This is a genomic window from Sphingomonas sp. AAP5, assembly GCF_004354345.1.
GTDB lineage: Bacteria > Pseudomonadota > Alphaproteobacteria > Sphingomonadales > Sphingomonadaceae > Sphingomonas > Sphingomonas glacialis.
Window position 1 is genome coordinate 1980117 of record NZ_CP037913.1, and the last position, 23028, is coordinate 2003144.

26 protein-coding genes, 1 tRNA gene and 1 pseudogene are annotated in these 23028 nt (G+C 65.5%); 10 read left to right on the plus strand and 18 right to left on the minus strand.

Annotated elements, in window-relative coordinates; genetic code table 11:
- The first annotated feature begins 3 nt into the window (after positions 1-3).
- The 3 genes from E2E30_RS09125 to E2E30_RS09135 are packed head-to-tail and all read left to right on the plus strand — an operon-like array spanning position 4 to position 1833.
- Positions 4-558: a shikimate kinase gene (locus E2E30_RS09125; protein WP_133192011.1), complete on the plus strand. Its 555-nt coding sequence runs from the start codon at positions 4-6 to the stop codon at positions 556-558.
- Entirely contained in the window at positions 555-1646 is a 1092-nt protein-coding gene (aroB, locus tag E2E30_RS09130) for a 3-dehydroquinate synthase (RefSeq protein WP_133189150.1), read from the plus strand. The genes E2E30_RS09125 and aroB overlap by 4 nt, the downstream gene beginning before the upstream one ends.
- A 37-nt stretch (positions 1647-1683) precedes the next feature.
- Positions 1684-1833, plus strand: a complete 150-nt coding sequence (locus E2E30_RS09135) for a DUF2256 domain-containing protein (RefSeq protein WP_133189151.1) — start codon at positions 1684-1686, stop codon at positions 1831-1833.
- A 66-nt stretch (positions 1834-1899) separates the two neighbouring features.
- Here E2E30_RS09135 and E2E30_RS20745 read toward each other — a convergent pair whose 3' ends face one another.
- From E2E30_RS20745 to radA, 6 genes are read right to left on the minus strand one after another with little or no spacing between them, the layout of a single operon-like run.
- On the minus strand, positions 1900-2058 hold the full coding sequence (locus E2E30_RS20745) for a hypothetical protein (RefSeq protein WP_165954492.1): 159 nt from the start codon (positions 2056-2058) through the stop codon (positions 1900-1902).
- 44 nt (positions 2059-2102) lie between these two features.
- Positions 2103-2432, minus strand: coding sequence for a DUF423 domain-containing protein (locus tag E2E30_RS09140; RefSeq protein WP_133189152.1), 330 nt, complete (start codon positions 2430-2432; stop codon positions 2103-2105).
- Positions 2429-4228, minus strand: coding sequence for a cation:proton antiporter domain-containing protein (locus E2E30_RS09145; RefSeq protein ID WP_133189153.1), 1800 nt, complete (start codon positions 4226-4228; stop codon positions 2429-2431). The genes E2E30_RS09140 and E2E30_RS09145 overlap by 4 nt, the downstream gene beginning before the upstream one ends.
- Complete coding sequence (locus E2E30_RS09150; RefSeq protein ID WP_133189154.1) at positions 4225-4659, minus strand: iron-sulfur cluster assembly scaffold protein; 435 nt, start codon at positions 4657-4659, stop codon at positions 4225-4227. Before E2E30_RS09150 ends, E2E30_RS09145 begins: the two co-directional genes overlap by 4 nt.
- 45 nt (positions 4660-4704) lie before the next feature.
- Positions 4705-5274: a CvpA family protein gene (locus tag E2E30_RS09155; protein ID WP_133189155.1), complete on the minus strand. Its 570-nt coding sequence runs from the start codon at positions 5272-5274 to the stop codon at positions 4705-4707.
- A 43-nt stretch (positions 5275-5317) separates the two neighbouring features.
- Positions 5318-6691, minus strand: a complete 1374-nt coding sequence (gene radA, locus E2E30_RS09160) for a DNA repair protein RadA (RefSeq protein WP_133189156.1) — start codon at positions 6689-6691, stop codon at positions 5318-5320.
- 148 nt (positions 6692-6839) lie between these two features.
- On the opposite strand from radA, the gene E2E30_RS09165 reads away from it, so the two are divergent.
- Positions 6840-7250, plus strand: a complete 411-nt coding sequence (locus E2E30_RS09165; RefSeq protein ID WP_133189157.1) for a BLUF domain-containing protein — start codon at positions 6840-6842, stop codon at positions 7248-7250.
- 3 nt (positions 7251-7253) lie between these two features.
- Here the strand turns inward: E2E30_RS09165 and E2E30_RS09170 are convergent, their stop codons facing one another.
- On the minus strand, positions 7254-7958 hold the full coding sequence (locus E2E30_RS09170; RefSeq protein ID WP_133189158.1) for a glutathione binding-like protein: 705 nt from the start codon (positions 7956-7958) through the stop codon (positions 7254-7256).
- A 76-nt stretch (positions 7959-8034) separates the two neighbouring features.
- Between E2E30_RS09170 and E2E30_RS09175 the strand changes: the two genes are divergently transcribed.
- A complete protein-coding gene (locus E2E30_RS09175) occupies positions 8035-9213 on the plus strand; it encodes a glycosyltransferase family 4 protein (protein ID WP_133189159.1) in 1179 nt (392 codons plus the stop codon).
- Positions 9214-9288: 75 nt separating this feature from the next.
- Here the strand turns inward: E2E30_RS09175 and E2E30_RS09180 are convergent, their stop codons facing one another.
- Both E2E30_RS09180 and E2E30_RS09185 read right to left on the minus strand, forming a co-directional pair.
- On the minus strand, positions 9289-9603 hold the full coding sequence (locus tag E2E30_RS09180) for a DUF2218 domain-containing protein (protein ID WP_133189160.1): 315 nt from the start codon (positions 9601-9603) through the stop codon (positions 9289-9291).
- Positions 9603-10223, minus strand: a complete 621-nt coding sequence (locus E2E30_RS09185; RefSeq protein ID WP_438810913.1) for a PadR family transcriptional regulator — start codon at positions 10221-10223, stop codon at positions 9603-9605. The genes E2E30_RS09180 and E2E30_RS09185 overlap by 1 nt, the downstream gene beginning before the upstream one ends.
- 169 nt (positions 10224-10392) lie before the next feature.
- Between E2E30_RS09185 and E2E30_RS09190 the strand changes: the two genes are divergently transcribed.
- From E2E30_RS09190 to E2E30_RS09210, 5 genes are all read left to right on the plus strand, one after another.
- Positions 10393-11703, plus strand: a complete 1311-nt coding sequence (locus E2E30_RS09190; protein WP_133189161.1) for a replication-associated recombination protein A — start codon at positions 10393-10395, stop codon at positions 11701-11703.
- On the plus strand, positions 11700-11915 hold the full coding sequence (locus tag E2E30_RS09195; RefSeq protein WP_133189162.1) for a hypothetical protein: 216 nt from the start codon (positions 11700-11702) through the stop codon (positions 11913-11915). Before E2E30_RS09190 ends, E2E30_RS09195 begins: the two co-directional genes overlap by 4 nt.
- Entirely contained in the window at positions 11912-12772 is an 861-nt protein-coding gene (locus E2E30_RS09200; protein ID WP_133189163.1) for a hypothetical protein, read from the plus strand. Before E2E30_RS09195 ends, E2E30_RS09200 begins: the two co-directional genes overlap by 4 nt.
- A gap of 18 nt (positions 12773-12790) precedes the next feature.
- Positions 12791-12866, plus strand: a tRNA-Thr gene (locus E2E30_RS09205).
- A gap of 196 nt (positions 12867-13062) precedes the next feature.
- Positions 13063-14394, plus strand: coding sequence for a tyrosine-type recombinase/integrase (locus tag E2E30_RS09210; protein WP_133189164.1), 1332 nt, complete (start codon positions 13063-13065; stop codon positions 14392-14394).
- A gap of 183 nt (positions 14395-14577) precedes the next feature.
- Here the strand turns inward: E2E30_RS09210 and E2E30_RS09215 are convergent, their stop codons facing one another.
- The 9 genes and pseudogenes from E2E30_RS09215 to E2E30_RS09255 all read right to left on the minus strand — a co-directional run bounded on the left by E2E30_RS09215 (position 14578) and on the right by E2E30_RS09255 (position 22996).
- Complete coding sequence (locus E2E30_RS09215; protein ID WP_133189165.1) at positions 14578-14787, minus strand: DUF2274 domain-containing protein; 210 nt, start codon at positions 14785-14787, stop codon at positions 14578-14580.
- Between the two features lie 9 nt (positions 14788-14796).
- On the minus strand, positions 14797-16032 hold the full coding sequence (locus E2E30_RS09220; RefSeq protein WP_240698892.1) for a TrbI/VirB10 family protein: 1236 nt from the start codon (positions 16030-16032) through the stop codon (positions 14797-14799).
- On the minus strand, positions 16029-16799 hold the full coding sequence (gene trbG, locus E2E30_RS09225) for a P-type conjugative transfer protein TrbG (protein WP_443018316.1): 771 nt from the start codon (positions 16797-16799) through the stop codon (positions 16029-16031). The genes E2E30_RS09220 and trbG overlap by 4 nt, the downstream gene beginning before the upstream one ends.
- Before the next feature lie 194 nt (positions 16800-16993).
- Complete coding sequence (trbF, locus tag E2E30_RS09230) at positions 16994-17803, minus strand: conjugal transfer protein TrbF (RefSeq protein ID WP_133189166.1); 810 nt, start codon at positions 17801-17803, stop codon at positions 16994-16996.
- Positions 17804-17807: 4 nt separating this feature from the next.
- Positions 17808-19115 (minus strand): P-type conjugative transfer protein TrbL, encoded by a 1308-nt coding sequence (trbL, locus tag E2E30_RS09235; RefSeq protein WP_133189167.1) that lies wholly within the window; start codon positions 19113-19115, stop codon positions 17808-17810.
- 105 nt (positions 19116-19220) lie between these two features.
- A complete protein-coding gene (trbJ, locus tag E2E30_RS09240; protein WP_240698893.1) occupies positions 19221-19910 on the minus strand; it encodes a P-type conjugative transfer protein TrbJ in 690 nt (229 codons plus the stop codon).
- A 59-nt stretch (positions 19911-19969) separates the two neighbouring features.
- A pseudogene (gene trbE, locus E2E30_RS09245) lies at positions 19970-22434 on the minus strand (conjugal transfer protein TrbE).
- On the minus strand, positions 22428-22700 hold the full coding sequence (locus E2E30_RS09250; protein ID WP_133189169.1) for a VirB3 family type IV secretion system protein: 273 nt from the start codon (positions 22698-22700) through the stop codon (positions 22428-22430). The pseudogene trbE and the gene E2E30_RS09250 overlap by 7 nt, the downstream one beginning before the upstream one ends.
- Complete coding sequence (locus E2E30_RS09255; RefSeq protein ID WP_240699104.1) at positions 22697-22996, minus strand: TrbC/VirB2 family protein; 300 nt, start codon at positions 22994-22996, stop codon at positions 22697-22699. Before E2E30_RS09255 ends, E2E30_RS09250 begins: the two co-directional genes overlap by 4 nt.
- Positions 22997-23028 lie beyond the last annotated feature (32 nt).

The window sequence follows — 23028 nt, forward strand, 5'->3', positions numbered from 1 at the left end:
TCGATGTTGCAAAGCCCCGCCCCCTCCCCGCCCGAACCGCCCATCTGGACCGGCCAGCCGATCGTGCTGGTGGGATTGATGGGGGCCGGCAAATCGACCGTCGGGCGCAGGCTCGCCACGCGCCTCGGCCTCCCCTTCGTCGACGCCGATAGCGAGATCGAGATCGCCGCCGGCATGGCGGTATCCGAAATCTTCGAGCGATTCGGCGAAGCGCATTTCCGCGACGGCGAACGCCGCGTGATCGCCCGCCTGATGGACGGCGAGCGCCGCGTCATCGCGACCGGCGGCGGCGCCTTTGTCGATCCGCAGACGCGCGCCGCGATCCTGTCGAACGGCTTTGCGATCTGGCTCGACGCGAAGCCTGCGGTGCTCGTCGAGCGCGTCTCGCGCCGCGACACCCGCCCTCTGCTGCGCAACCGCGATCCGCTCGCGGTGCTCGAAGAACTGGCGCGCGTGCGCAACCCGTTCTACGCGACGGCACACCTCCGCGTCTCGAGCCACCGTGCGCCGCACGACGCGACCGTCAACGCCATCCTGAAAGCGCTCGGCAAGATATGACGACGATCCCAGTGGCGCTCGGTTCGCGCAGTTATGACGTGGTGATCGAAGCCGGCGTGCTCGCGCGTTCGGCCGAGTGGTTGAAGCCCTTGTCGCGCGGCCGGCGGATGGCGATCGTCACCGACGAAAACGTCCTGCCGCACCTGGCGACGCTGCAGGCGTCGCTCACCACGGCGGGCGTCGAAAGCGAAGCAATCGTGCTCCCGCCGGGCGAAGGCACCAAGAGCTGGGCGATGCTCGAACAGCTCACCGACCGGCTGCTCGACCTCGGCATCGAGCGCGGCGATCATGTCGTGGCGCTTGGCGGCGGCGTGATCGGCGATCTGGTCGGCTTCGCCTGCAGCATCGTCAAGCGCGGCTGCGGCTTCGTCCAGATCCCGACGACCTTGCTCGCGCAGGTCGATTCGTCGGTCGGCGGCAAGACCGCGATTAACTCCCGCGCCGGCAAGAACTTGGTCGGCGCGTTCCACCAGCCTGCCTTGGTGCTGATCGACCCGGATGTGCTCGACACGCTGCCGCTGCGCCACGTCCGCGCGGGCTATGCCGAGGTCGTGAAATACGGGTTGATCGACGACCCCGCCTTTTTCGACTGGTGCGAGGCGAACGCGCCCGCCTTGCTCGCCGGTGATCCCGCCGCGCGCGCCTACGCCATCGGGCATTCGGTCGCCGCCAAGGCGCGGATCGTCGCCGAAGACGAGCGCGAGACGACCGGCAAGCGCGCGCTGCTCAATCTCGGCCACACCTTCGGCCATGCGCTCGAGGCCGAGGCTGGCTTCTCCGACAGCTTGCTCCACGGCGAGGGCGTCGCCGCCGGGATGGCGCTGGCGTTCGGCTTTTCGGCGGCGCGCGGGCTCGCCCCCGCCGCCGATGCCGAGCGCGTCGCGGCGCATTTGCGCGCGATCGGCTTGCCCGATGGCGTAGCGGCGGCTGGGATCGAGGCCGATGGCGAGACGCTCGTCGCGCACATGCTCCACGACAAGAAGATGGACGCAGGCAAGCTCCCCTTCCTGCTCGCGCGCAGGATCGGCGGGACCTACCTCGACACATCGGTGAACCTCGCCGACGTCCGGGCGTTTCTCGACGCCTGAGCGTCGGTCCACGCGCAGCACCAGGAAGGCCCCCTTCATGCCCCAAGGCATCGCCAAGGCGAACCTGCCCGAAAAGACCTGCCCGGTCTGCCAGCGCCCCTTCGCCTGGCGCAAGAAATGGGCGCGCGACTGGGACAACGTCGTCTATTGCTCGGAACGCTGTCGCCGCGCCGCAAAGAGCGGGTGACGGCGCGCGGGAGGGTTTGGCGGCGATAACTGGTGGCAATCCCACCGACATCGCCACCCGGGCTCGTTACGCTATCAGGCTCGCAAAGACCGCCAGCGACAGCACCACAAACCCCACCTCGAGCGTGAAGATGATCCAGCACCATCCCGGCTCGTCGTCACGATTGGGCGCACACCATTCGGGATCCGACATCGGTACAAAAACGGAAACGATCGCCCCGGTCAATCACGCGTCTAGGGGGCCATCGAGTCAACCGATCCGCGCGGCGCTTACCCCCGGGCGATCCAGGCCAGCCACAGCCAGCCGGCGATGAGCGCTGCGCCGCCGATCGGCGTGATCGCGCCGAACCAGCGCGGCGCGCCGAGCGCCATCAGGTAGAGCGAGCCCGCAAAGATCGCGCCACCGGCGAGGAACAGCCACGCCGGCCCGCGCGCTTCCAGCTTCAGCGCGACGAGCGCCGCGACCGCATGGATCAGCTGATAATGAGCGCCGGTCTTGAGCCATTCGGCCGGCTGCCCGCTCACGCCGTGCGCACCGAACGCCCCTGCCCCGACGGCGATCGCGCCCGACAGTGCAGCGAGAATGGCGATCCAGTTCATCGTGGTTCCTCCACCGACGCTTCGTCTTCGGGAAGCGCCGATTCGCGTTCGTCCTGCGTGATGATCTTCTCGCGCGCGGCGCGGATGTCGCCCGCGGCGACTTGCGCGCGCAGCCGCTCCTTGTCCTTGCGGCGATAGGTATCCTCGGTGCGGTCGATCTCGGCCTGGTCGACGCCGATGCTCTTGAGCGCCATCCGCCCCATCTTGACCGCCGATTCGAGCACTTCGCGCACCACCCCGTCGAGCGGCGCGCCCTTGAGCTTGATCACCGCGCGGCGATCATAGGCGCGGACGTAGATCGAGGCGTGCGGAAACGCCTCCTTCACGCCCTTGACGAGATCGGCAGAAATCTGGTCGCCATCCATGCAGAACATGATCAGCTCGGCCTCGCCCGCCCCTGCCTGACGCAACATGTCGAGCCGCGTCCCGTCGCCGTAATAGACCTTGGCGCCGAATTCGCTGGCGATGTCGATCATCTCGATATCGGTGTCGATCAGCGTGACGGGCACCCCTTGCGCGATCAGCATCTGCGCGACCGTCTGGCCAAAGCGCCCATAGCCGACGATCAGCGCATTGGCGCCGTCCGCGGTCGGCCCGTCGCGCTCGCCGGCGATGATCGGCTCTTCGCGGATGCGCTGCGTGATCATCATCAGGAACGGCGTCGTCGCCATCGACAGCGTGACGATCGCGCCGAACAGGCTCGCCGCCTCGGGCGCGATCAGGAAGGCGTGCTGCGCCTGCGCGAACAGCACGAAGCCAAACTCGCCACCCTGGCTCAGCAACAGCCCGAGCGCGAGCGCGGCACGCCACTTCATCTTGAACAGCATGCCGATGCCGAAAATGATCAGCGCCTTGGTCGCGATCAGCGCGAGCGCCATGCCGATGACGAAGAACGGCCGCTCGGCGATCGCATGAAGGTCGAGCATCATCCCGACCGCGAGGAAGAACAGCCCGAGCAGGATCGAGCGGAACGGCTCGACGTCTGCTTCCAGTTCATGCCGATACGGGCTGTCGGCGAGCATCACGCCCGCGACGAACGCACCGAGCGCGGTCGACAGGCCAAGCGATTCCATGATCGCCGCCGCGCCGATCACGGTGAACAAAGCGGCAAACACGAACATCTCGCGCTCGCCCATATTGCCGATGATGCGGAACAGCGGCCGCAGCAGGAAGCGTCCGGCGGCGACCAGCCCCGCCACCGCACCGACGGTGTAGAGGAACAGCAGCCATCCCGGCGGCCCACCGGCATCGGCGGGATTGCGCGACAGCACCGTGACGAGCGTGATCAAAGGAACGATCGACAGATCCTGGAACAGCAGGATCGAGAAGGCGCGCTCCCCGAACGGCGTGCGCAGCCGCCCCGCCGATTGCAGCATCGGCAATACCTGAGCGGTCGACGACAGCGCGAGCGGTAGGCCGAGCACGAGAGCGGCGGCCCAAGAGAAATGCTGCGGCGATCCGCCGAGCCGCGTCGAGAGCCAGACCACGCCCGTCACCGCGAGCCCGCACAGCACGACCTGCATCAGGCCAAGCCCGAAGATTTCCTTCTTGAGCGCCCACAGCCGCGTCGGGTTGAGCTCGAGCCCGACGATGAACAGCAGCAAGGTGATGCCGAGCTCGGCGATGCCCATCTTCGATTCGGCATTGCCGACCAGATGCAGCACTTGCGGCCCGACCACCGCGCCCGCGACCAGATAGCCGAGCGTCGCACCGAGCCCGAAGCGACGGAAGATCAGGACGAAGACGAGCGCGAAGCCGCCGAGGATGACGCCATCGAGCAGCAGCGATTCGCTCATGCCGGTGCCTTGGCGGCAGCGGCTTGCGCCGCCTCCGCCGCCGCCTCGAAGGCGAGCCGGATCGAGGCATGGCGCGCGCTGTGCGGCAGCGCGGGCGCGAACAGCTCGAGCCCCGCCCAGCGCGGCGGCGGCCCCTCGCTCGCCAGCCAGGCGGCCAGCGCATCGCGCGCTGCGACGAGTTCGGCGGGGGTCTTGCCGATCACTTCGGCTCCCATCAGCGACGCCGATGCCTGGCCCAGCGCACAGGCACGCACCAGCATCCCGAGTTCGGCGACACGCCCGTCGCGATCCATGTTGACGTCGACCGTCACGCGGCTGCCGCACACCGGCGAACGCTTCTCCGATGAGCCCATCGGATCGGGCAAGCGTTGGTGGTGCGGAATCGTCGTCGAGAGGCGGAGGATCTCGGTGGTGTAGAGCGGCGCGGTCATGCCGCCTATGTAGGCGGGCTCGCCGCGCGCGTCACCCCGCCGCGGTCAGTCGGCGGCGTTGTCGGGCTCGGCGGCGCGCGGCGTCCGCACATGGGCCGGGCCGAACACCGGCTCGCCACGGCGCCGACGGTCGACGAAGTCGGCGATGCTCGCGCTGGTCGTGTTGAGCAACGGATAGACCTTGGCCTGGGTCAGCCATTCGGGCCGGTGCGTCGGGCCGCCGCTCATCGTATCGGTCATCAGCACGACGAGCAGGAAGGCGAGGCTCGCCAGGATCAGCCCCTTCAGCGCGCCGAAGCCGAAGCCGAGCGCGCGGTCGACCGGCCCGAGGATCGAATCGCGCGTGCGCGCACCGATCGCATTGGCGACCATCCGCCCGCCGAAATAGGTCACGCCGCCAAGGATCGCAAAGGCGAGCACCGCAGCGCCCGTGGTGGTGCCGACCATGCCGGTCAGCGCGTGCGTCAGCGGCACATGGAACAGCTTGAGCGCAAAGACGATCGCCACCCAGGCGAACAGCGAGAGCACTTCGGTGACGAACCCGCGCACGAGCCCGAGCGTGGCCGATCCGCCAACGGTGAGCAGGACAAGGATATCGAGCGCGGTAAGATGCATCCCCGCGCCTTATCGCCGAGCGATGGGTTAAGTCGAGGGGCTGCTATCGTCCAAGCATATGCTCGACGAAACTCCCGAGCGTGCGGAAGCCGGTCAGCTTCAACCCGCTCTTGTCGTCCTGCACCGCGGCGGGCAGCAACGCGCGCTCGAAACCGAGCTTGCCCGCTTCCTTCAGCCGCAAGGCGCCGTGCGCGACCGGCCGGACTTCGCCTGACAGCGCAAGCTCGCCGAACACCACCGCATCGGCGGGCACCGGCCGCTCAGACAGCGCCGAGATCAACGCCGCCGCCACCGCGAGATCGGCCGCCGGATCCTGCACGCGGTAGCCGCCCGCAATGTTGAGATAGACTTCGCTCGACGAGAAACTCAGGCCACACCGCGCCTCGAGCACCGCGAGCACCATCGCCAGCCGCCCGCTGTCCCAGCCGACCACCGCGCGCCGCGGCGTCGCCCCGCTCGCGAGCCGTACGACGAGCGCCTGGATCTCGACCAGCACCGGCCGCGTGCCCTCGAGCGCGGGGAACACCGTCGTCCCCGTCATCCCCTCGTCGCGCTGCGTCAGGAACAGCGCCGAGGGATTGCCGACTTCGGACAAGCCTTCCGAGACCATCGCGAACACGCCGATCTCATCGGTCCCGCCGAAGCGGTTCTTGATCGCGCGCAGGATGCGATATTGGTGGCTGCGCTCGCCCTCGAAGCTCAGCACGGTGTCGACCATATGTTCGAGCACGCGTGGCCCCGCGATCGACCCGTCCTTCGTGACATGGCCGACCAGCACCACCGCCGTCCCGCGTTCCTTGGCGAAGCGGATCAACTCCTGCGCCGAAGCCCGTACCTGGCTGACGGTGCCCGGCGCGCCCTCGATCAGGTCACTGTGCATCGTCTGGATCGAATCGATCACCAGCAAGGCGGGTGGCTGCCCCTGCCCCAGCGTCGTCAGGATATCGCGCGTCGAACTCGCCGCGGCGAGCTGGACCGGCGCGTGCCCCAATCCCAGACGTCGCGCGCGCAGGCGGACCTGGTCGGCCGCCTCCTCGCCCGAGACGTACGCAACGCTCAGCCCCGCGAGCGCCATCTTCGCCGCCGCCTGGAGCAGCAGCGTCGACTTGCCGATCCCGGGATCGCCGCCGATCAGCGTCGCCGATCCCTCGACAAAGCCACCGCCAAGCGCGCGGTCGAGCTCGGCAATCCCCGACGTCATCCGTTCGGGCAGCGCGATCTCGGCATCGAGCCCGACCAGCGTCATCGTACGCCCACCCGACTGGAGGTTATGCTTGGCCTGGAACGGCGTCACCGTCCCACCGCCTGCTTCCTCGACCAGCGTGTTCCACTCGGCGCAATCGGCGCACTGCCCCTGCCAGCGGTGCGACACCGATCCACAGGCCTGGCAGACATAGCGTTTTTGAGGTTTGGCCATAGGACGAGCATAGCGAGCGGAGAACGAGAGGGGAACAGATTTTCCGACGCTGTACCCTTATGCGCTTTCAAAATGTCGTAGCGCGAGATCTTAACCGTTCTTTCGCGCTTTGCGCAGAAATTGGAGGTTCCAGATCTGGAGCGTAAGCATGCAGCGTCTTATCTATATAAGCAGCACGAGATCCCCGCTCACGACGGCGGAACTCGATGCTATCCTGATCGCCTCACGCCGTAACAATGCCGCCGTCGGCGTGACCGGCCTGCTCGTCGCGGGCGGACGCCGCTTCCTCCAGGCGCTCGAAGGCCCGGAAGCTGCCGTCGAGACGGTCTTCAACAGGATCAAGGCCGATCCGCGCCACCACGCCGTCGTCATCCTCTCGCGCACGACAATCGATACGCCGACCTTTGGCCAATGGGCGATGGGCTTCAGCCGCGGCGGCACGGGCGGCGGCGATGCGATGACGCTTTCCCAAACCGTCGCCACGCTGGTCGCGCCGATCACCGACCCGACCGTGCGCGGCTATTTCGAAGGCTTTGCGCAAGTCCACGCCGCCGCCTGAGCGCTACCCGCGCGCCGGGATGGTGAGCCCACGCTGCACCGCCGGCCGCGCGAGGCCACGCGCGAGCCACGCCTTGACGTTGGCAAAGTCGTCGAACCCGACAAGCGCGCCCGCACCGTAAAAGTCGACAACCGCGTTCACCCAACCCAGCATCGCGATATCGGCGATCGTATAGTCCGCGCCAACAAACCAGCGCTTGTCGGCGAGCGCGACATCCATCACGCCGAGCAATCGCCTGGTTTCTGCCACATAGCGGTCGCGCGGGCGCTTGTCCTCGAAGTCCTTGCCGGCGAACTTCACGAAGAAGCCCATCTGGCCGAACATCGGGCCGACGCCGCCCATCTGGAACATCACCCATTGGATCGCCTGAAGCCGCGCGACCGGGTCGCTCGGCAGGAACCGGCCGGTCTTCTCGGCAAGGTAGAGCAGGATCGCGCCCGATTCGAACAAGGCCAGCGGCGTGCCGCCCGGGCCGTCGGGATCGAGGATCGCGGGGATCTTGCCATTGGGGTTGAGCGATTCAAATTCGGGGGTCTTCTGGTCGTCCTTGGCGAAATCGACCAGGTGCGGCTCGTACGCCAACCCGGTTTCCTCGAGCATGATCGAGACCTTGACGCCATTCGGGGTCGGCAACGAATAGAGCTGCAACCGCTCGGGATGCTGTGCCGGCCAGCGCTTGGTGATCGGGAAAGCGGAAAGATCGGGCATTGCGAACTCCTTTGGCGCGCCACGATGGCGTGCAGGAGATAGTCACGCGCCCCGCGCTTCGCTATGGCGCCATCCGATGCAAGCTTCCGATCTCCGTGTCGCGCTCTTCAGCGGCAACTATAACTATACCCGCGATGGTGCGAACCAGACGCTCAATTTGCTCGTCGGCCATTTGCTGAGCCGCGGCGTCAAGGTGCGCGTCTATGCCCCCACCAGCCGCACGCCGGCTTTTCCGCCGACCGGCGACCTGGTCAGCGCACCCTCGATCAAGATCCCGCTGCGCGGCGAATACAAGCTGACGCGCGGCATGGGCAATCGCGTGCGGCGCGATCTGGCGGCGTTCGCGCCGAACCTGATCCACCTGTCGGCGCCCGACTGGCTCGGCCACAAGGCGCTCGCTTATGCCGAGAAGCACGACATCGCGTGCGTCGCTTCGTACCATACGCGCTTCGAGACCTATATGAGCTATTACGGGCTCGGGTTCCTCGTGCCGATGATGATCCGCGCGCAACAGCGCTTCTACAGCCGCGTCGACGAAGTGCTCGCGCCGAGCCAGATGATGGGCGAGATCCTGCACGACTGGGGCGTGCCGACGCCGGTCACGCGCTGGTCGCGCGGCGTCAATCACGAACGCTTCAATCCCGCGCGGCGCGATCTCGCGTGGCGCCGCAGCCTCGGCATCGCCGATGACGAGATCGCGGTCGGGTTCCTCGGCCGGCTGGTCAAGGAAAAGGGCCTCGACGTGTTCGCGCAGGCGCTCCGCGCGCTCGACCAGCGCGGCGTCAAGCATCGCACCTTCGTCGTCGGCGAAGGCCCCGCGCGCGACTGGTTCGCGCAGCAAGCGCCCAATGCGGTGTTCGCGGGCTATCTGACCGGCGACGATCTCGGGCGTGCGGTCGCGTCGATGGATGTGTTCTTCAACCCGAGCCTCACCGAAACCTTCGGCAACGTCACGCTCGAGGCGATGGCGGCGGGCGTGCCCGTGGTCGCGGCGCGCGCGTCGGGGGCGGTCGGGCTGATCGCCGATGGCGTGACCGGGCTGATCGTCCCGCCGACCGATATCGAAGGCTATGCCGATGCGCTCCAGCGCTTCTGCGAGGATGACGCGTTCCGCCGCAGCGCCGGCGCGGCAGGTCATGCCGAAGCGGCGACGTATCAATGGGAGCGGATCAACCAGGTCGTGCTCGACACCTATCTCAAAGTGCTCGAGCGCCGCGCTTCCGAGCACCCGACCGGCGCCGCGCACGCCGCGTAAAACGGTCGTTGCCCGCGATCCGTCACTCCCTTGCGGGAAGCGCGGATCGCGGGTCAACCACACGGCGGACAGGTCCTAGCGCCAGTCATAGCTCAGCGGTGCCTCGCGGAACGCGAAGCGATCGACATGGCGTGCGACGGCACCCTTCAGCCCCTCGAGCTGCTCGACCGACGTCGCGTCGATCCGCACCTCAAGCACATCGGGATGCGCATCGAACGTCACCGTCGCATCGCCGGGATGCGCGGCGCCACGCGCATCCTTGGGGAAGACGATCGTCCCGTGTTCGGGGGTGAAGACCACCGCCAGATTATGCTCCCAATGCTTGCACGTCTGCTGGAGGTATTTGCTCGCCGAGGCGGTCGGCACGCGGGCGGTTGCGGTATAGGCCATCACAGCCGCTCGATCTTCTGCGCGGCGTCGTCGATCAGCGCGACGATCTGGTGGAGCGTTTCCTGCTCGACCTGCTCATGGCGCAGCTTGTGCACCAGCACCTCGCGCAGATTGCCCATCGCGCGGCGCACCGCCGAACTCTCGGTCCGCGCCCGCTCGGCACCGACCTCGGCGAGCCGCGCGAACAGCGCCTCGACCAATTCGCCATTTTCGGCGAGCAGCGCCGTCCCGCCCTCGGTGATCGCAAAGAGCTTCTTCGCTCCCTCGGCCTGCCGCGCTTCGATCAGCTCCATTTCGTCGAGCAGCGTCAGCGTCGGATAGACCACCCCCGGGCTCGGCGCGTAGGCGCCACCGGTGAGATCCTCGATCGAGCGGATCAGGTCATAGCCGTGGCGCGGCTCGTCGGCGATCAGCTTGAGCAAGACGAGCCGCAGCTCGCCGCCGTCGAACATCCGCCGGCCGCGCGGGCCACCGCGCCCCTCACCCTCGCCCCGACCGCTGCCATGCCCGGCGCCGCGCCCGCCACCGAAGTGCCGCCCGCCGCCCGGTCCACCGCGCATGCCCATACGGCCGTGCCCGGGTTGGCAGCCGTGGCTGCCGCGTTCTGAAAATCCAAACATATCGTTCCTTCTGTATAACACGATGGCACTAAGATATATCTTAATGCACTCTTCGCAAGGGCTGCCGCGCACTTTTTTGAGACCCTGCTCGCGCCTCGCCCGCCCGAGCCAGCCCTCGCCCCATCCGCCACGGGTGGTTAGCGCCCGTCGGAACGCCTATCTTGCTTTGATGCCCGATCTTTTCGCCGCCTTCGATCCGCCCGCCGCCGAGGCTGTCAGCGCGACTGCCCCGCTCGCCGATCGCCTCCGCCCGACCACGCTCGCCGAGGTCGTCGGGCAAGAGCACATCACTGGCCCCGAGGGCGCGATCGGGCGGATGGTCGCCGCCGGGCGGCTGTCGTCGATGATCCTGTGGGGACCGCCCGGCACCGGCAAAACGACGATCGCGCGGCTGCTCGCCGATGCCGTCGGCCTGCGCTTCGTCGCGATCTCGGCGGTGTTTTCAGGTGTCGCCGACCTCAAGAAAGCCTTTGCCGAGGCGCGTGACCATGCCCGGCTGGGCAAGCGAACCTTGTTGTTCGTCGACGAGATCCACCGCTTCAATCGCGCGCAGCAGGACGGCTTCCTGCCCTATGTCGAGGACGGCACCGTCACCCTGGTCGGCGCAACGACCGAGAATCCGTCGTTCGAGCTCAACGCCGCCGTGCTCAGTCGCGCACAAGTGCTGATCCTCCACCGGCTCGACCACGCCGCGCTCGGCAAGTTGCTCGACCGCGCCGAGCAGATCGAGGACCAGCCGCTCCCGCTCACCGCGCCCGCGCGCGATGCGATGATCGCCAGCGCCGATGGCGACGGCCGCTTCCTGCTCAACCAGGCCGAGACGCTGTTCGCGGTCAACCTGCCCGAGCCGCTCGACCCCGCCGGCCTTTCCGCCTTCCTGCAGCGTCGCGTCGCGGTCTACGACAAGGATCGCGAGGGGCATTACAACCTCATTTCCGCGCTCCATAAAGCGGTGCGCGGATCGGACCCGCAGGCCGCGCTCTACTATCTCGCGCGCATGCTCACCGCGGGCGAGGAACCGCTCTATCTGCTGCGCCGGATGGTCCGCATGGCGGTCGAGGATATCGGCCTTGCCGATCCGAACGCGCTGACGCAGTGCCTCGCCGCCAAGGACGCCTACGATTTCCTGGGATCGCCCGAGGGTGAGCTCGCGATCGCGCAGGCATGCCTGTATCTCGCCACCGCACCCAAATCGAACGCCGCCTACAAGGCGCAGAAGGCCGCTTGGAAATCGGCACGCGAGACCGGATCGCTGATGCCACCCGAGAACATCCTCAATGCGCCGACCAAGCTGATGAAAGAGATCGGCTACGGCAAGGGCTATGCGTACGATCACGATACGGCCGATGGCTTTTCAGGATCGAACTATTGGCCTGCGGAGATGGAGCCGCAGACCTTCTATGTCCCGACCGATCGCGGCGTCGAAAAGCGCATCGCAGACCGCATGGCATGGTGGGCGAGCTTGAAAGACGCGCAATGAAGGACTGGGCTTCGCGCGCCGCCGCCGCGTTGACCTTGCCCGACACGACCGCCGCGACGCCTGATGACGGCGCGGCGGTGAAGGTCGGATCGGACGGCCGGACCTTCGTCTCGATCGGCTGGCCCACCCTGCTCGTCCGCCACGGCAGCGACGATCCCGACCGCGTCCAGGCGGCTACGCGCAAACGCAGCAAACCGCGAACAAGGGCGTGATCCCGACGCACTTCACTCGCTTTGCCGCGATCGATTGGTCCGGAGCGAAGGGCGCGCGCCACCCCGGCATCGCGCTCGCGCTGTGCGAGACTGGCGCGGCGGCCCCGACGCTCGTCTCGCCGCCGCGCGGTGTCTGGTCGCGCGCCGACATCCTGCACTGGCTGCGCGATCAGGCCGAGACGCCGCTGCTCGTCGGCTTCGACTTCAGCTTTGCGCCACCCTATGTCGAGCGCGGCGCCTATCTGCCCGGCGAGGCTGCGCCCACGACCGCGCCCGCCTTCTGGGGCTATGTCGATGCGCACGCCCCCGATGCCGATCTCGGCGCGGCCTCGTTCCTCGAATCGCGCCGCGGGACGCATTTCTATCTTGGCGCCGCCGACGGAACGAAGGCCGATTTCCTCCACTTCCGCCGCTGCGAGGCGCATCACAATGCCGCCGGGTTCGGCAAGCCCTCGACCGTCTACGATGCGATCGGCGCAGCCCAGGTCGCCAAGGCGAGCTTTGCCGGCATGCGTCTGTTGCACCATCTCGCGCCCGCCATCCCGGTCTGGCCGATCGATCCCGCCCCCCACACCGGCGCGTGCGTCGTCGAAATCTACACGACGATCGCCGCGCGCGCCGCCGGGGTGCGCAAGGGACGCAGCAAGCTGCGCGATGCCGCCGCGCTCGACACGGCGCTCGCCACGCTCGGCAGCCGCGCGCACACGCCGCTCGCGCGCTATACCGATCACGCGACCGACGCGATCCTCACCGCCGCCTGGCTCCGCGAGAGCGCGGCACGCACCGATTTTTGGCACCCGAGCGCGCTGACCCCCCAAATTGCGCGCACCGAGGGCTGGACCTTCGGCATATCCTGACGCATTGAGCGACAACGTGCCGGCTTAGCTCAGTTGGTAGAGCGCCAGTTTTGTAAACTGGATGTCGCGGGTTCGATTCCTGCAGCCGGCACCACTTCGAATCCTCGAGATTCGGACCGTAACTCATTGATCCAGAAAATTTAAAGTCGGCCACTGGGTTCGCCTGATTTAGACCAGGCTAGACTCACTTAGACAGGTCTTGTGTCCCGATTTGTGACCTGTTTTGCCCTGTTTGTGTCCCGATTTGTGACCTGGATTTTTGATTCGTCGGACCGACTTGGAGTCGGAAAATGGAAAGAAGGAAAGCATTCACCCCTGCCGCCATCGAGGCGTTGAAGGACGGCAAACACGCCGATCCGTCGGTCGCGGGTCTGTCCATCGAGGTGCGATCGGCTGGCAAGAAAGTGTGGCAATTCCGCCGCAGGATCGCCGGCGATGGGGCGATCGTGAAAATGACGCTTGGCCCATTCCCCACTTTCAGCATCGCTGCCGCCAGGCAATGGGCGACCGAGCTGAATGGGCAAGTTGAAGCCGGGATCGATCCACGCGCTCTCGAGGCAGCCGCGAACGAACGCGCAAAGATGACCGTTGAGTTCGCGCATGCGCTGTACATGACGGCGGTTCGTGAGGGTCGCGCCTCACGAGCGAAGCGGATTAACAAACCCAGCACAATCACAGAAAAGCTTGCGATCTATGGGTGCGACATCGCGCCCAAGCTGGCTAAGAAGATTATCTATGACATCGTCGAATCCGACTTGACGAAGCTGGTTCTGGCGAAGGGCAAACGTTCCCCCGTTCGCGCGAACCGGCTAGCGGCGGAACTCAAGGTCTTTTTCGGATGGGCCTCTTCGTTACGCGGCACCGAAATCGGACTAACGTCCAATCCCGCTGCTCGATTAACGGACCTCAAGTTCGCGGAGGCACCGCGAAGCCGCAAACTGAGTATGGAGGAAATAGGATGGTTTCTGCGCGCCGTGGCTCTGGAACCGAAGAAGTATCAGCGTGGGTTGTTACTTTTGCTGCTGTCTGCAGCACGGCTCAAAGAGGTCATTCATGCCAGATCAGGCGAGCTGGAGGGAGATGTGTGGGCAATCCCTGAAAACAGGGTAAAAAACTCGCGAGCCCATCGCATAGCACTCGGGCCTTGGGGTCTCTCCCTGTTCCGCTCAAGCGGCGTCTGGGTTTTTCCTTCTGCGCGGACCGACGGCCCGCAGACGTCGTGCGGCTGGTACAAATCGCGCAACCGTGTCCTCGCGAGGATGTCTGAATATGCAGGACGCCCGATCGAGCGATGGACCCCGCATGATATGCGCCGAACTTCGCGATCGAACACAAAGCGGCTCAAGGTCGACTTCGAAACCGCGGAAGCAATGCTCAATCACGCGAAAAAGGGATTGGAGCGCGTCTACGACGGATACGAACTCGAGGACGAGATGCGCGAATGGTTTCTCAGGTGGGAGACGGAAATCGTCAATATCGCCAGGAGCGCGGGAGTAGCGGATTTGCTCGGCGTACCCGAGCCAAAAGCTGTGGCGGATATCGGGGTTCTTCCGCCATGGTCGAGACGGCACCTTACCATAAAGCGCGGCTCTCCATCCACGCCATCACGTCGTCGAGCTTGAACCTGGGGCAGTGGCCATGCTTGCTCTTGCCACTGCCCAGATCATACTCCGTGGGAAAGCCGTCGGGACGTTTTCGTCGAAGTCGATCAACTTGGCGCCGAGAGAGCCGAACGATGGCAGCGAACTCGTCGGGGGTCACGAAAATCTGCGTCGGCATCGGAGTTGGCGCCATGGTCACACCGCCTATTTCCCGCGCCGGGCAAAGTCGCGATCGCCTTCGATGAAAGCCTTGAGCATCGCAGGGATGAGGTCCGCAACCTCTTCCTTGCGCCCATAGGTCGCTTCATAGACCGCCGCATAATCCAGAAGAGACCGGTGTTGGTCGGGCAGCACCGTGATGGTGATTTTGATCGGCGTTCGGTCCGGCAGTTGCGCCAGTTTGATGTCCGGCATGACAAATTCCTATTTTGCGATCGGTGTAAAATCCAGATCACGATGAACAATGAGGCGAACCGGCGCACCCGGCCGGATCGTGATCGTGGGCTGCATCTGCAGGTTTCGAGAGGTGATTTGGTCCCCGGCGCGCGAGATGTTTTGCTGTGTTGATTCGCGGATCGCCTGGACCAAATCGCTTTCGCCGGTGAAAGTCAGACTTGAGCCGACCCCCAGCAACGTGGATAGCGCCACGCCCTTAAGTAGCGACCAGGTGTGGAAATCTACTTTATCCGCAAGCCCGGCGTAGCCGGATGGATCGGCCGCCGGCACATTGTCGATTTGCAGCGAACTCCCATCCGGCATGATGATCCGTTGCCACACAACCAATGCGCGACGTTGTCCGAAAGCCACCACGCTATCGTAGGATCCGATCAACCTTGCCCCCTGCGGGATGAGCAGAATTCGTCCGGTGACGCTGTCATGGACGCGTTCGGTAACCTGCGCGATCACGAGCCCCGGCAGATCGGAGCGAAGCCCGGTTATCAGACTGGCCGCGATTACGCTGCCGGCCGATAGCATGTACGGCGACCGCGCAGCGATAAGGGCGTGCGGGTTGACGTCGCCCCCTTTGAACTGGGCACTCACGAAATCGGCTTTGCGCTGCTGCGCATTGGGATCGTGATCGGGGTCCATCGCGAGCCTGACCGGCTCTGTCGCGGTCGGAGAGGCGTCGGGCGAGGCAACGGGATCATTTGCTGCCGTCCGGCTGGCGGATTGGACGATCAAGCCCGACTCTCTCGCTGCTTTAATTTCGGCGTCGCGGCGCTCGCGCGCGGCAACTTCCGCTTGATCGACCTTGGTCGCCTCTCCCATTGCGGCCTGTGGCATCAGGCTGCGCTGGCGCTCAAGGATCCCGCGGCCTAGATCGCCCGGTAGAGGCGGACCGAGCTTTGGCGCTGTGGCATAGGTGGCCGGCAAAGCGTTCAACGCGTCCGGCGTACCTTTGCCCACAACAGCGCGCTCATCTTCCGGATGAATCATCCGCGCCACTGTCGGCCTCATGGCGATGTAACCGACCACCACGAAGACGATCCCTGCAAGAGCAGCGCCTCCAATGATAATCTGCCGCTTGAACCGTATCGCACGGGAGGGCCTTGCCCTTAGCACCATCGCTTCGGGATCGAGCTTGGGTGGGGCGCCGGCGTCATCGATTTCTCGCTCGTGTGACCGTTCTTCGACGGCGGGTTCGGCGACCTCGGTCACGACGCCCTCCCTCGCGGACCTGCAGGCCCGGCAGCGCGCGCGATCCGAACCACGTCCTGATGTTTGGTCCCGAGCCTGAGTTCTGCGGCATCGAACAAGCGATCGACGATGTAGAAGCGCCCCAACACCCGGTAGTTCACGAGTTGCGCAACGCCGTGGCCATCAACGAGGAACAGCGGCGGCGCCTCACCAACAGCCAGTGAAGCGGGGAACTCGATAAACGTTTGCCGCCCATCGTCGAACGCACGCAACGGTCGCCAGGTCGGATGGTCACCAGATAGCGCGTAATCGAAGTGCAGCTCTTCTAATTCGACTCCCGTCGCCACCGTAAGCGCGGTCTGAGCCTGTCCCTCGACGTGTTTCAGCGCGATCATTGCATCCTGCGGATAGATCCAAGATATCGCCGCCATGGCCGCGGCAGTGCTCGCCAGCGTTATATGATACGTCCGACGATCGGTGGTGATGACGAGATTCGTGGTGAGCCCCATCGCGAATGGCTTTACCAACACGTGCGTCCGCTTTTCGGCGCCGGTGCCACTGCTGGTATCGCCGATCACCCACCGAACGGTATCACCGCTTGCGACCGCGCCGAGCACCTCGCCGGGCTGCAACGCGATGTCGGTCACCCGCTCGGGCGCTGCATACACGTGGTAGAGCATGCCCTCGGCATAGGGATAGACCCGCACTCCGTTGAGATAGGCGTGCGACGTCGGCTCGAGCGTCGCTGCTCGATTGGCCGCTGCGACATGTGCCGAGGCAGACGGCAACGCGCGGCGACGTAGGCGGCTGACGCGCCTCGCGGGTCTCAACGAGACCCGGGCTCCCTCCCGGGCGGGCACCGCGCTGGGCACAGGTCCAGGCTTGACACTAGTCGGGACTGGCTTTGCTGGGATGGGGAATGCGCTGGCGGGCGGCACGATCATCGCCACGGTCGACAGAACTGCGAGGATAGGAAAGCGGTTCATGGCTTAACCTCTGGAGATTGGTTGGATGGGGTTGCGAGCGTCGGGTCAACCGGCGAACCGACCGGAACGGTGTGCGCTTGGTCCGGTGGTGGAAGGGCAGGCTGCGCAGGCGCGGGCGCCGACGGATCAAGCTCGCGGCTCCAGTCGATCGCGTCGACATAGATGCCCAGCGGATTCCTGCGCAGCGTTTCGGCGTTCGACGGTGTCCGGTTGGCGATCGTAAGGATGCCGGTCCAGTGCGATACCCCGACGGAGGCACCGTGGTCATATGCATTCTCGATCCACTTAATCTGAAATGACCGATCCGACGCGCGCACGACGCTGACAACCTGCACCGACACCGTCTTATCGCCGATTGCGGCGAACGGATTGGCGGTGTGCGCGTAATCGCCGAGGGCTACGGCGCCACGGGGGGTTGCGAAGTCGTAGGCGGATAGCCAGTCTCGCCGCATCAGCACGGGATCTAGCGAAATCGAACGGACGTTCTCGATGAACTTGGCCAAGTGCCACGCGATCTGCGGATCAGTTGCGCGGTAGCCCGCTTCGGCCGCCGTGACCGCTCGGGCCTCTCCAAGGCGATCGACCTCGACGACATAGGGCGTAACACGGCTCTGTGACGACTGCCAGATCAGAGCCGCTGACATCATGCTCGAGAGGGCAAGGCCACCAAACGCCATTAAGCGCCAATTGCTGGCCTGAGCGCGCGCGGTACCGATGCGGTTGTCCCACACTTGGCCGGCACGCTGATAGGGGGTCTCGGGTTCGGGAGTGCGGCCATAGCGTTGGACGCTTCGCTTGAAGACCATGGGATCAATCCTCCTTTTCTTTGATATCGGGGGTTGCAGATGCGCCGCCGCGGTCGCCCTCGCGCAGCGCCTGCACGGCAGCGTGGCGATGATGCCGCGCGGATTGCTCCTGACGCATGGCGCGTGCCCATCCGGGCACCGACGGGTCACCATCGGAACGACCACCGCGCGGACTAGAGCTAGAGCTGCCATTCAGCGCGGACCAAGCGGCGTCGCGACCTGATTGCCGCGCCTCGGCGAGACCAAGCGTCGCACTGGCCTTCTGCCGCAAGGCCCCACCAGCCGCCTGAGCTAGGCCATTCAAGCCAGCACCGACGGTGTTCGATCCCGCGGAAGTCTGGCCGAGGCCATAAGCGGTGGATGTCGCCGATCCCATCGCCGTCCCGGCGCGGACTGCGCCGAGCGCTCCAGCTCCGGCCGCGCTCACGGCGCCGGCCACCGCGCCGCCGCCAAGGGCGGTTATGCCGGCGGCGCCGATCGTGGTCCCAATCGCGGCGCCAGCACCAAGCTGCGGAGCGCCGGCCACCAAACCCGAGGCGATGCCCGGTCCGAAAATGCCGAGCCCGAACAGGCTGAGCGATCCCAGCACCAGGCTCATGGCCTGGCCGATATCCGGCTCGTGACCCGCGAGCGCTGTGGTGAAATCCGTGAAGAAGCCCGAGCCGATTCCCACAATCACGGCGAGTACCATGACTTTTACGCCGGAGCTGACGACATTACCGAGCACGCGCTCGGCAAGGAAGCTGGTCCGATTCCACAGCGCGAACGGCACCAGCACAAAGCCCGCAAGCGTGGTCAGTTTAAACTCGAGGATCGTCACGAACATCTGCACCGCGAGGATGAAGAAGGCGCAGATCACCATCACCCAGGCAAACAGCAGCACGACAATCGTCAGGAAATTGTCGAAAAAGGTCGTGAAGCCGCTCAGCTGCCGCACCTGATCGAGCAAGGGCCACGCTGCGGTGAAGCCCGTCGCGGCAAGGCGGCCCGGTTTAAGCAAATCGTCCGCGGTGATCGTACCCCCGCCCGCGGTCAGACCTGCCGCTGCGAAAGACCGGAAGATGATGTCGGCGAGCGTCGAGAAGCGGTTGAGGATAAAGGCGAAGGCACCGACGTACAAAATCTTCTTTAGCAGTTTGCCAAGAACATCCTGATCGCCGCCCATTGCCCACCACAAACCGGCGAGCGTGACATCGATCGCGATCAACGTACTCGTCAGGAACGCAACGTCGCCGCCCAGCAGACCGAACCCGCTGTCGATATAGCGAATGAAGGTGGCCATGAACTGGTCGACGACGTTGAGGTCATTCATCGGAGTGCCTTCCCCATCGTGAAAGATGCCGCGAGGCGCGCGTGGGGGCCGCGCGCCCCGCGGCGACGGCGACGGCGAGAGGACCGCGGCCGTCTGTCCGACCACCTACCTGGGCGTGTAGGCGGAGCCGGAACCAAGAAACTTTGCGGTGGCGGCGCTGCTGTCGCTCTGCGACTGAAGGTGCCGGGCCTGATCGAGCGCGGAGGCGCGCCCCTGCGATACCAACAGGTTCTGGAGCTGCATCTGTTGCTTGGCGATTAGCGCAAGCAGCTGGTTGGTCGCTTGCGCTGCCTGCAGCGCGCCTTCCGCACGCTGGCTCTTGGCGGTCAACGCCGACAAGGTCGCGGCGTCGGCGGTCACATTCGCAACGATCTGCGCCTGCACGCCCATCGTCTCCTGATAGGCCGACATCGAGGCATCCATCCTGGCCTTAGCAGCGGCGACATGACCGTTCGACGTCAGTGCCGCGTTGAAGCCTGTCGGAAACATCTGCCGGAATTGGGCATCGACATTGCCGACCTGATATTCGATCGCCTTGGCCCGCCCCATCAGAGTGTCGATCTGCTGCAGCGTCGCACGCAGCGCTTGGAGCTCGGGAAAATCGATATGGCTGAGGTTCTTCGCCATGTTGGTAAGCATCGTCGCCTGATTTTGCAGCGACTGGATCTGGTTGTTGATCTGCTGAAGCGAGCGCGCGGCGGTGAGCAGGTTCTGCGAATAGTTGGTCGGGTCGAACACCGTCCATTGTGCGCGGACCGGCACGCTCGCAAGCGTCAGAAGTATGGCAAGGGTCACGCCGGAACCCCGTTTGGAGACGGTATGCAAGCGGACCGGGCGAATTGGGCTGAGCGAAATCATGACGGCATCTCCAAGTCTGATGGTTGCGGTTGGGAATCTGCGAGAAAGCTGAGCAGTGTCGCTGCCCAGTCGAGGCCGACCTCACTGAGCCAGTGCGTGGCGAAGCTCTCGGCACCGTGCTCGGCGAGCAGGGCATCGATGCGTTTCTGCGACTCCGGATCCGACACTCCACAAAGCGCCAGAGCGACCGGCCCCAGACCAAGTTCGAAGAGCCGATTGCCGCGGGTCGACTGGAGGTAATATTGCCGCTTGGGCGTTGCGCGGGCGATCAGTTCGATCTGGCGGTCGTTGAGTCCGAATCGCTCATAAGCGGAGCGCGATTGAGGTTCGATCGCGCGGTCGTTGGGCAATAGGATACGCTGCGGGCAGCTTTCGATGATGGCGGGCGCTATGCTGCTGTCGCCGATATCGGCGAGACTCTGCGTCGCGAACAGCACCGCGACATTCTTCTTGCGGAGCGTTTTCAACCACTCGCGTATGCGCGCGGCGAACAATGGATGGTCAAGGAAGATCCAGGCCTCGTCGAGGATCAGCAGCGTGGGTCGACCATCGAACCGCTCCTCGAGGCGATGGAACAGATAAGTCAGCACCGGCGCGACCACACCCGCCTGCCCCATCAGCGCTTCAGTCTCGAAACACTGGATATCCCCGAACTGGAGCCCGCTTTCGGCGGCGTCGAGCAGCCGACCGTATGGCCCCTCCAACGTGTAGGGCATGAGCGCGGATCGCAACGCGTTGGACTGAAGCAGCAGCGATAGGCCGGTGAGGGTTCGCTCTTCCTCCGGGGCCGAGGCGAGACTCCCCAGTGCCGACCAGGCTGCCTCCTTGATCTCGGGGGTTATGACGATCTTTTCGTGCGCGAGCAGCGCGGTGACCCATTCGGCCGCCCAGGCGCGTTCGGCAGGCGCGTCGATGTCACGCAGCGGCTGGAACGCGATACCGCCCTGCCCTCTCGTTTCAGCGCCGAGGCCGAGCGCGTGATGCGCGCCTCCCATGGCCAGTACCGCGGCGCGCGCCGAGTAGCCCTTGTCGAAAATATAGAGTTGCGCCCCTGATAGCGGCGGAATTGCAATGCGATGAGGGCGAGCAGCACGGACTTTCCCGCGCCGGTAGGGCCGACGACCAGCATGTGGCCGACATCGCCAACGTGGGTGGACAGCCGGAACGGGGTCGAACCCGCCGTCTGCGCAGTCAACAATGGTGCGCCACCAAGATGCGTGTTTTCGGTGGGGCCCGCCCACACCGATGACAGCGGCATCAGGTGCGCGAGGTTGAGCGTGTGGACGAGCGGCTGGCGAACATTGGCGTAAACCTGTCCCGGCAGCGAAGAAAGCCACGCCTCGACGGCGTTGATACCCTCTCGCAAGCAGGTGAACCCGAGCCCATTGACGATGCGCTCTACGCTACGCACCTTGTCGTCGGCGCGAGCGCGGTCGGCATCGGCAACGGTGATCGTCGTCGTCAGATACCCGAACGAGACATAATCACTTCCGAGCGCCTGGAGCGCGAGATCGGCGTCGATCACCTTGTTGTCGGCGTCGCTGTCGAGAAGTTGCGTCGGCTGGTTGTACATCACTTCGCGCAGGATCGCGGTGATCGACTTGCGCTTGTTGAACCACTGCCGCCGTATCCTGGTCAGCGCCTTGGTGGCTTCGGTCTTGTCGAGTGCAATGAAGCGAGTAACCCAGCGATACCCGAAGTCCTGGTGGTTGAGCGCGTCGAGAATTCCGGGTCGACTAAGGTTGGGAAAGCCCATCACGGTCACGGTACGCAGGTGCAGGTCACCGAGTTGTGGCTCAAGACCACCGACCAACGGCGTGTCGGCGAGCACCCCGTCGAGATACATCGGCGTCTCGGGCACGCCGACGTGATGGGGGCGGGTCGAGATCGTGCTGTGAAGGTAGGTGAGGGTTTCGGCGGACCCAAGTCCACGCATCTCGGGCATGAAGCCGGCGAGCAGATCGAGGATGCGGTCCGTCTCCGCGACGAATGCGGCGAGAGTTGCCCGCCAGTCCCTGCCCTTTGCATCCTCGGGCCGCTCGATCATCGACCGGCCTGCCGCGTCTGCACCATCAGCGCCCGGAAGCCACGTCAATGTGAGGTGAAAACGGCTTTCGAAATGGGCGCCCTCAGCCTGGAAGGTCGCGCGGCGCTCCTCGTCGATCAGCCGCGACGCGACGTCCGGAAACACGCTGTCGGGGTACCCAATAGCTTCGCGCCGCTCGGCCTCGAAGAACAGCGCCCAGCCCGAGCCGAAGCGTTTCAGGACGTTGTTGGCACGCGCACAGGCCGAGACCAGTTCCGCCTCTGTCGCGCTCTCCAGATCGGGGCCACGAAACGCGAGCGTCCGTTGGAAGCTGCCGTCCTTGTTGAGCACCACCCCCGGTGCCACCAGAGCGGCCCAAGGAAGATGATCGGCCAGCCGGTCGGCACGCTGGCGGTATTCACGCAGGTTCAGCATGCGAAATACCCCTTCTGCCGGAGGTGGCGGAGCAGGACGGGTGCAAAATCCGGATCGCGCCTGGCGGCGAACACCGCGAGGCTGTGCCCGCCCGCCCAGAGGACCAGTCCGACCAGCCATTGCTGGAGCCCGAGGCCGAAGGCGGCGGCGATCGTTCCGTTGACGATCGCGATACCGCGCGGTGCGCCGCCGAGCAGGATGGGCACCCCGAGCGCGCCATGGATCGGCGCCTCGAAGCCGGCGATGTGCTGGCCGGACCCGATCATGCGATCAGCGCCCCGCCGCCGAAGCTGAAGAAGCTCAGGAAGAAGGACGACGCGGCAAAGGCGATCGAAAGCCCGAAGACGATCTGGATGAGCCGGCGGAAGCCGCCGGCGGTCTCGCCGAAGGCGAGGGTAAGGCCGGTGGTGATGATCACCATTACTGCGACGATCTTGGCGACCGGCCCCTGAACGGAATCGAGCACTTGCTGGAGCGGCTGCTCCCACGGCATCCCCGTTCCGGCGGCGGTCGCCTGGTGGGTGACCGTCATCGCCAAGGCGGCGGCGGCGGCGCTCAGCATGAGGGTCGAGGAACGACGAGGCAGGCGTGACG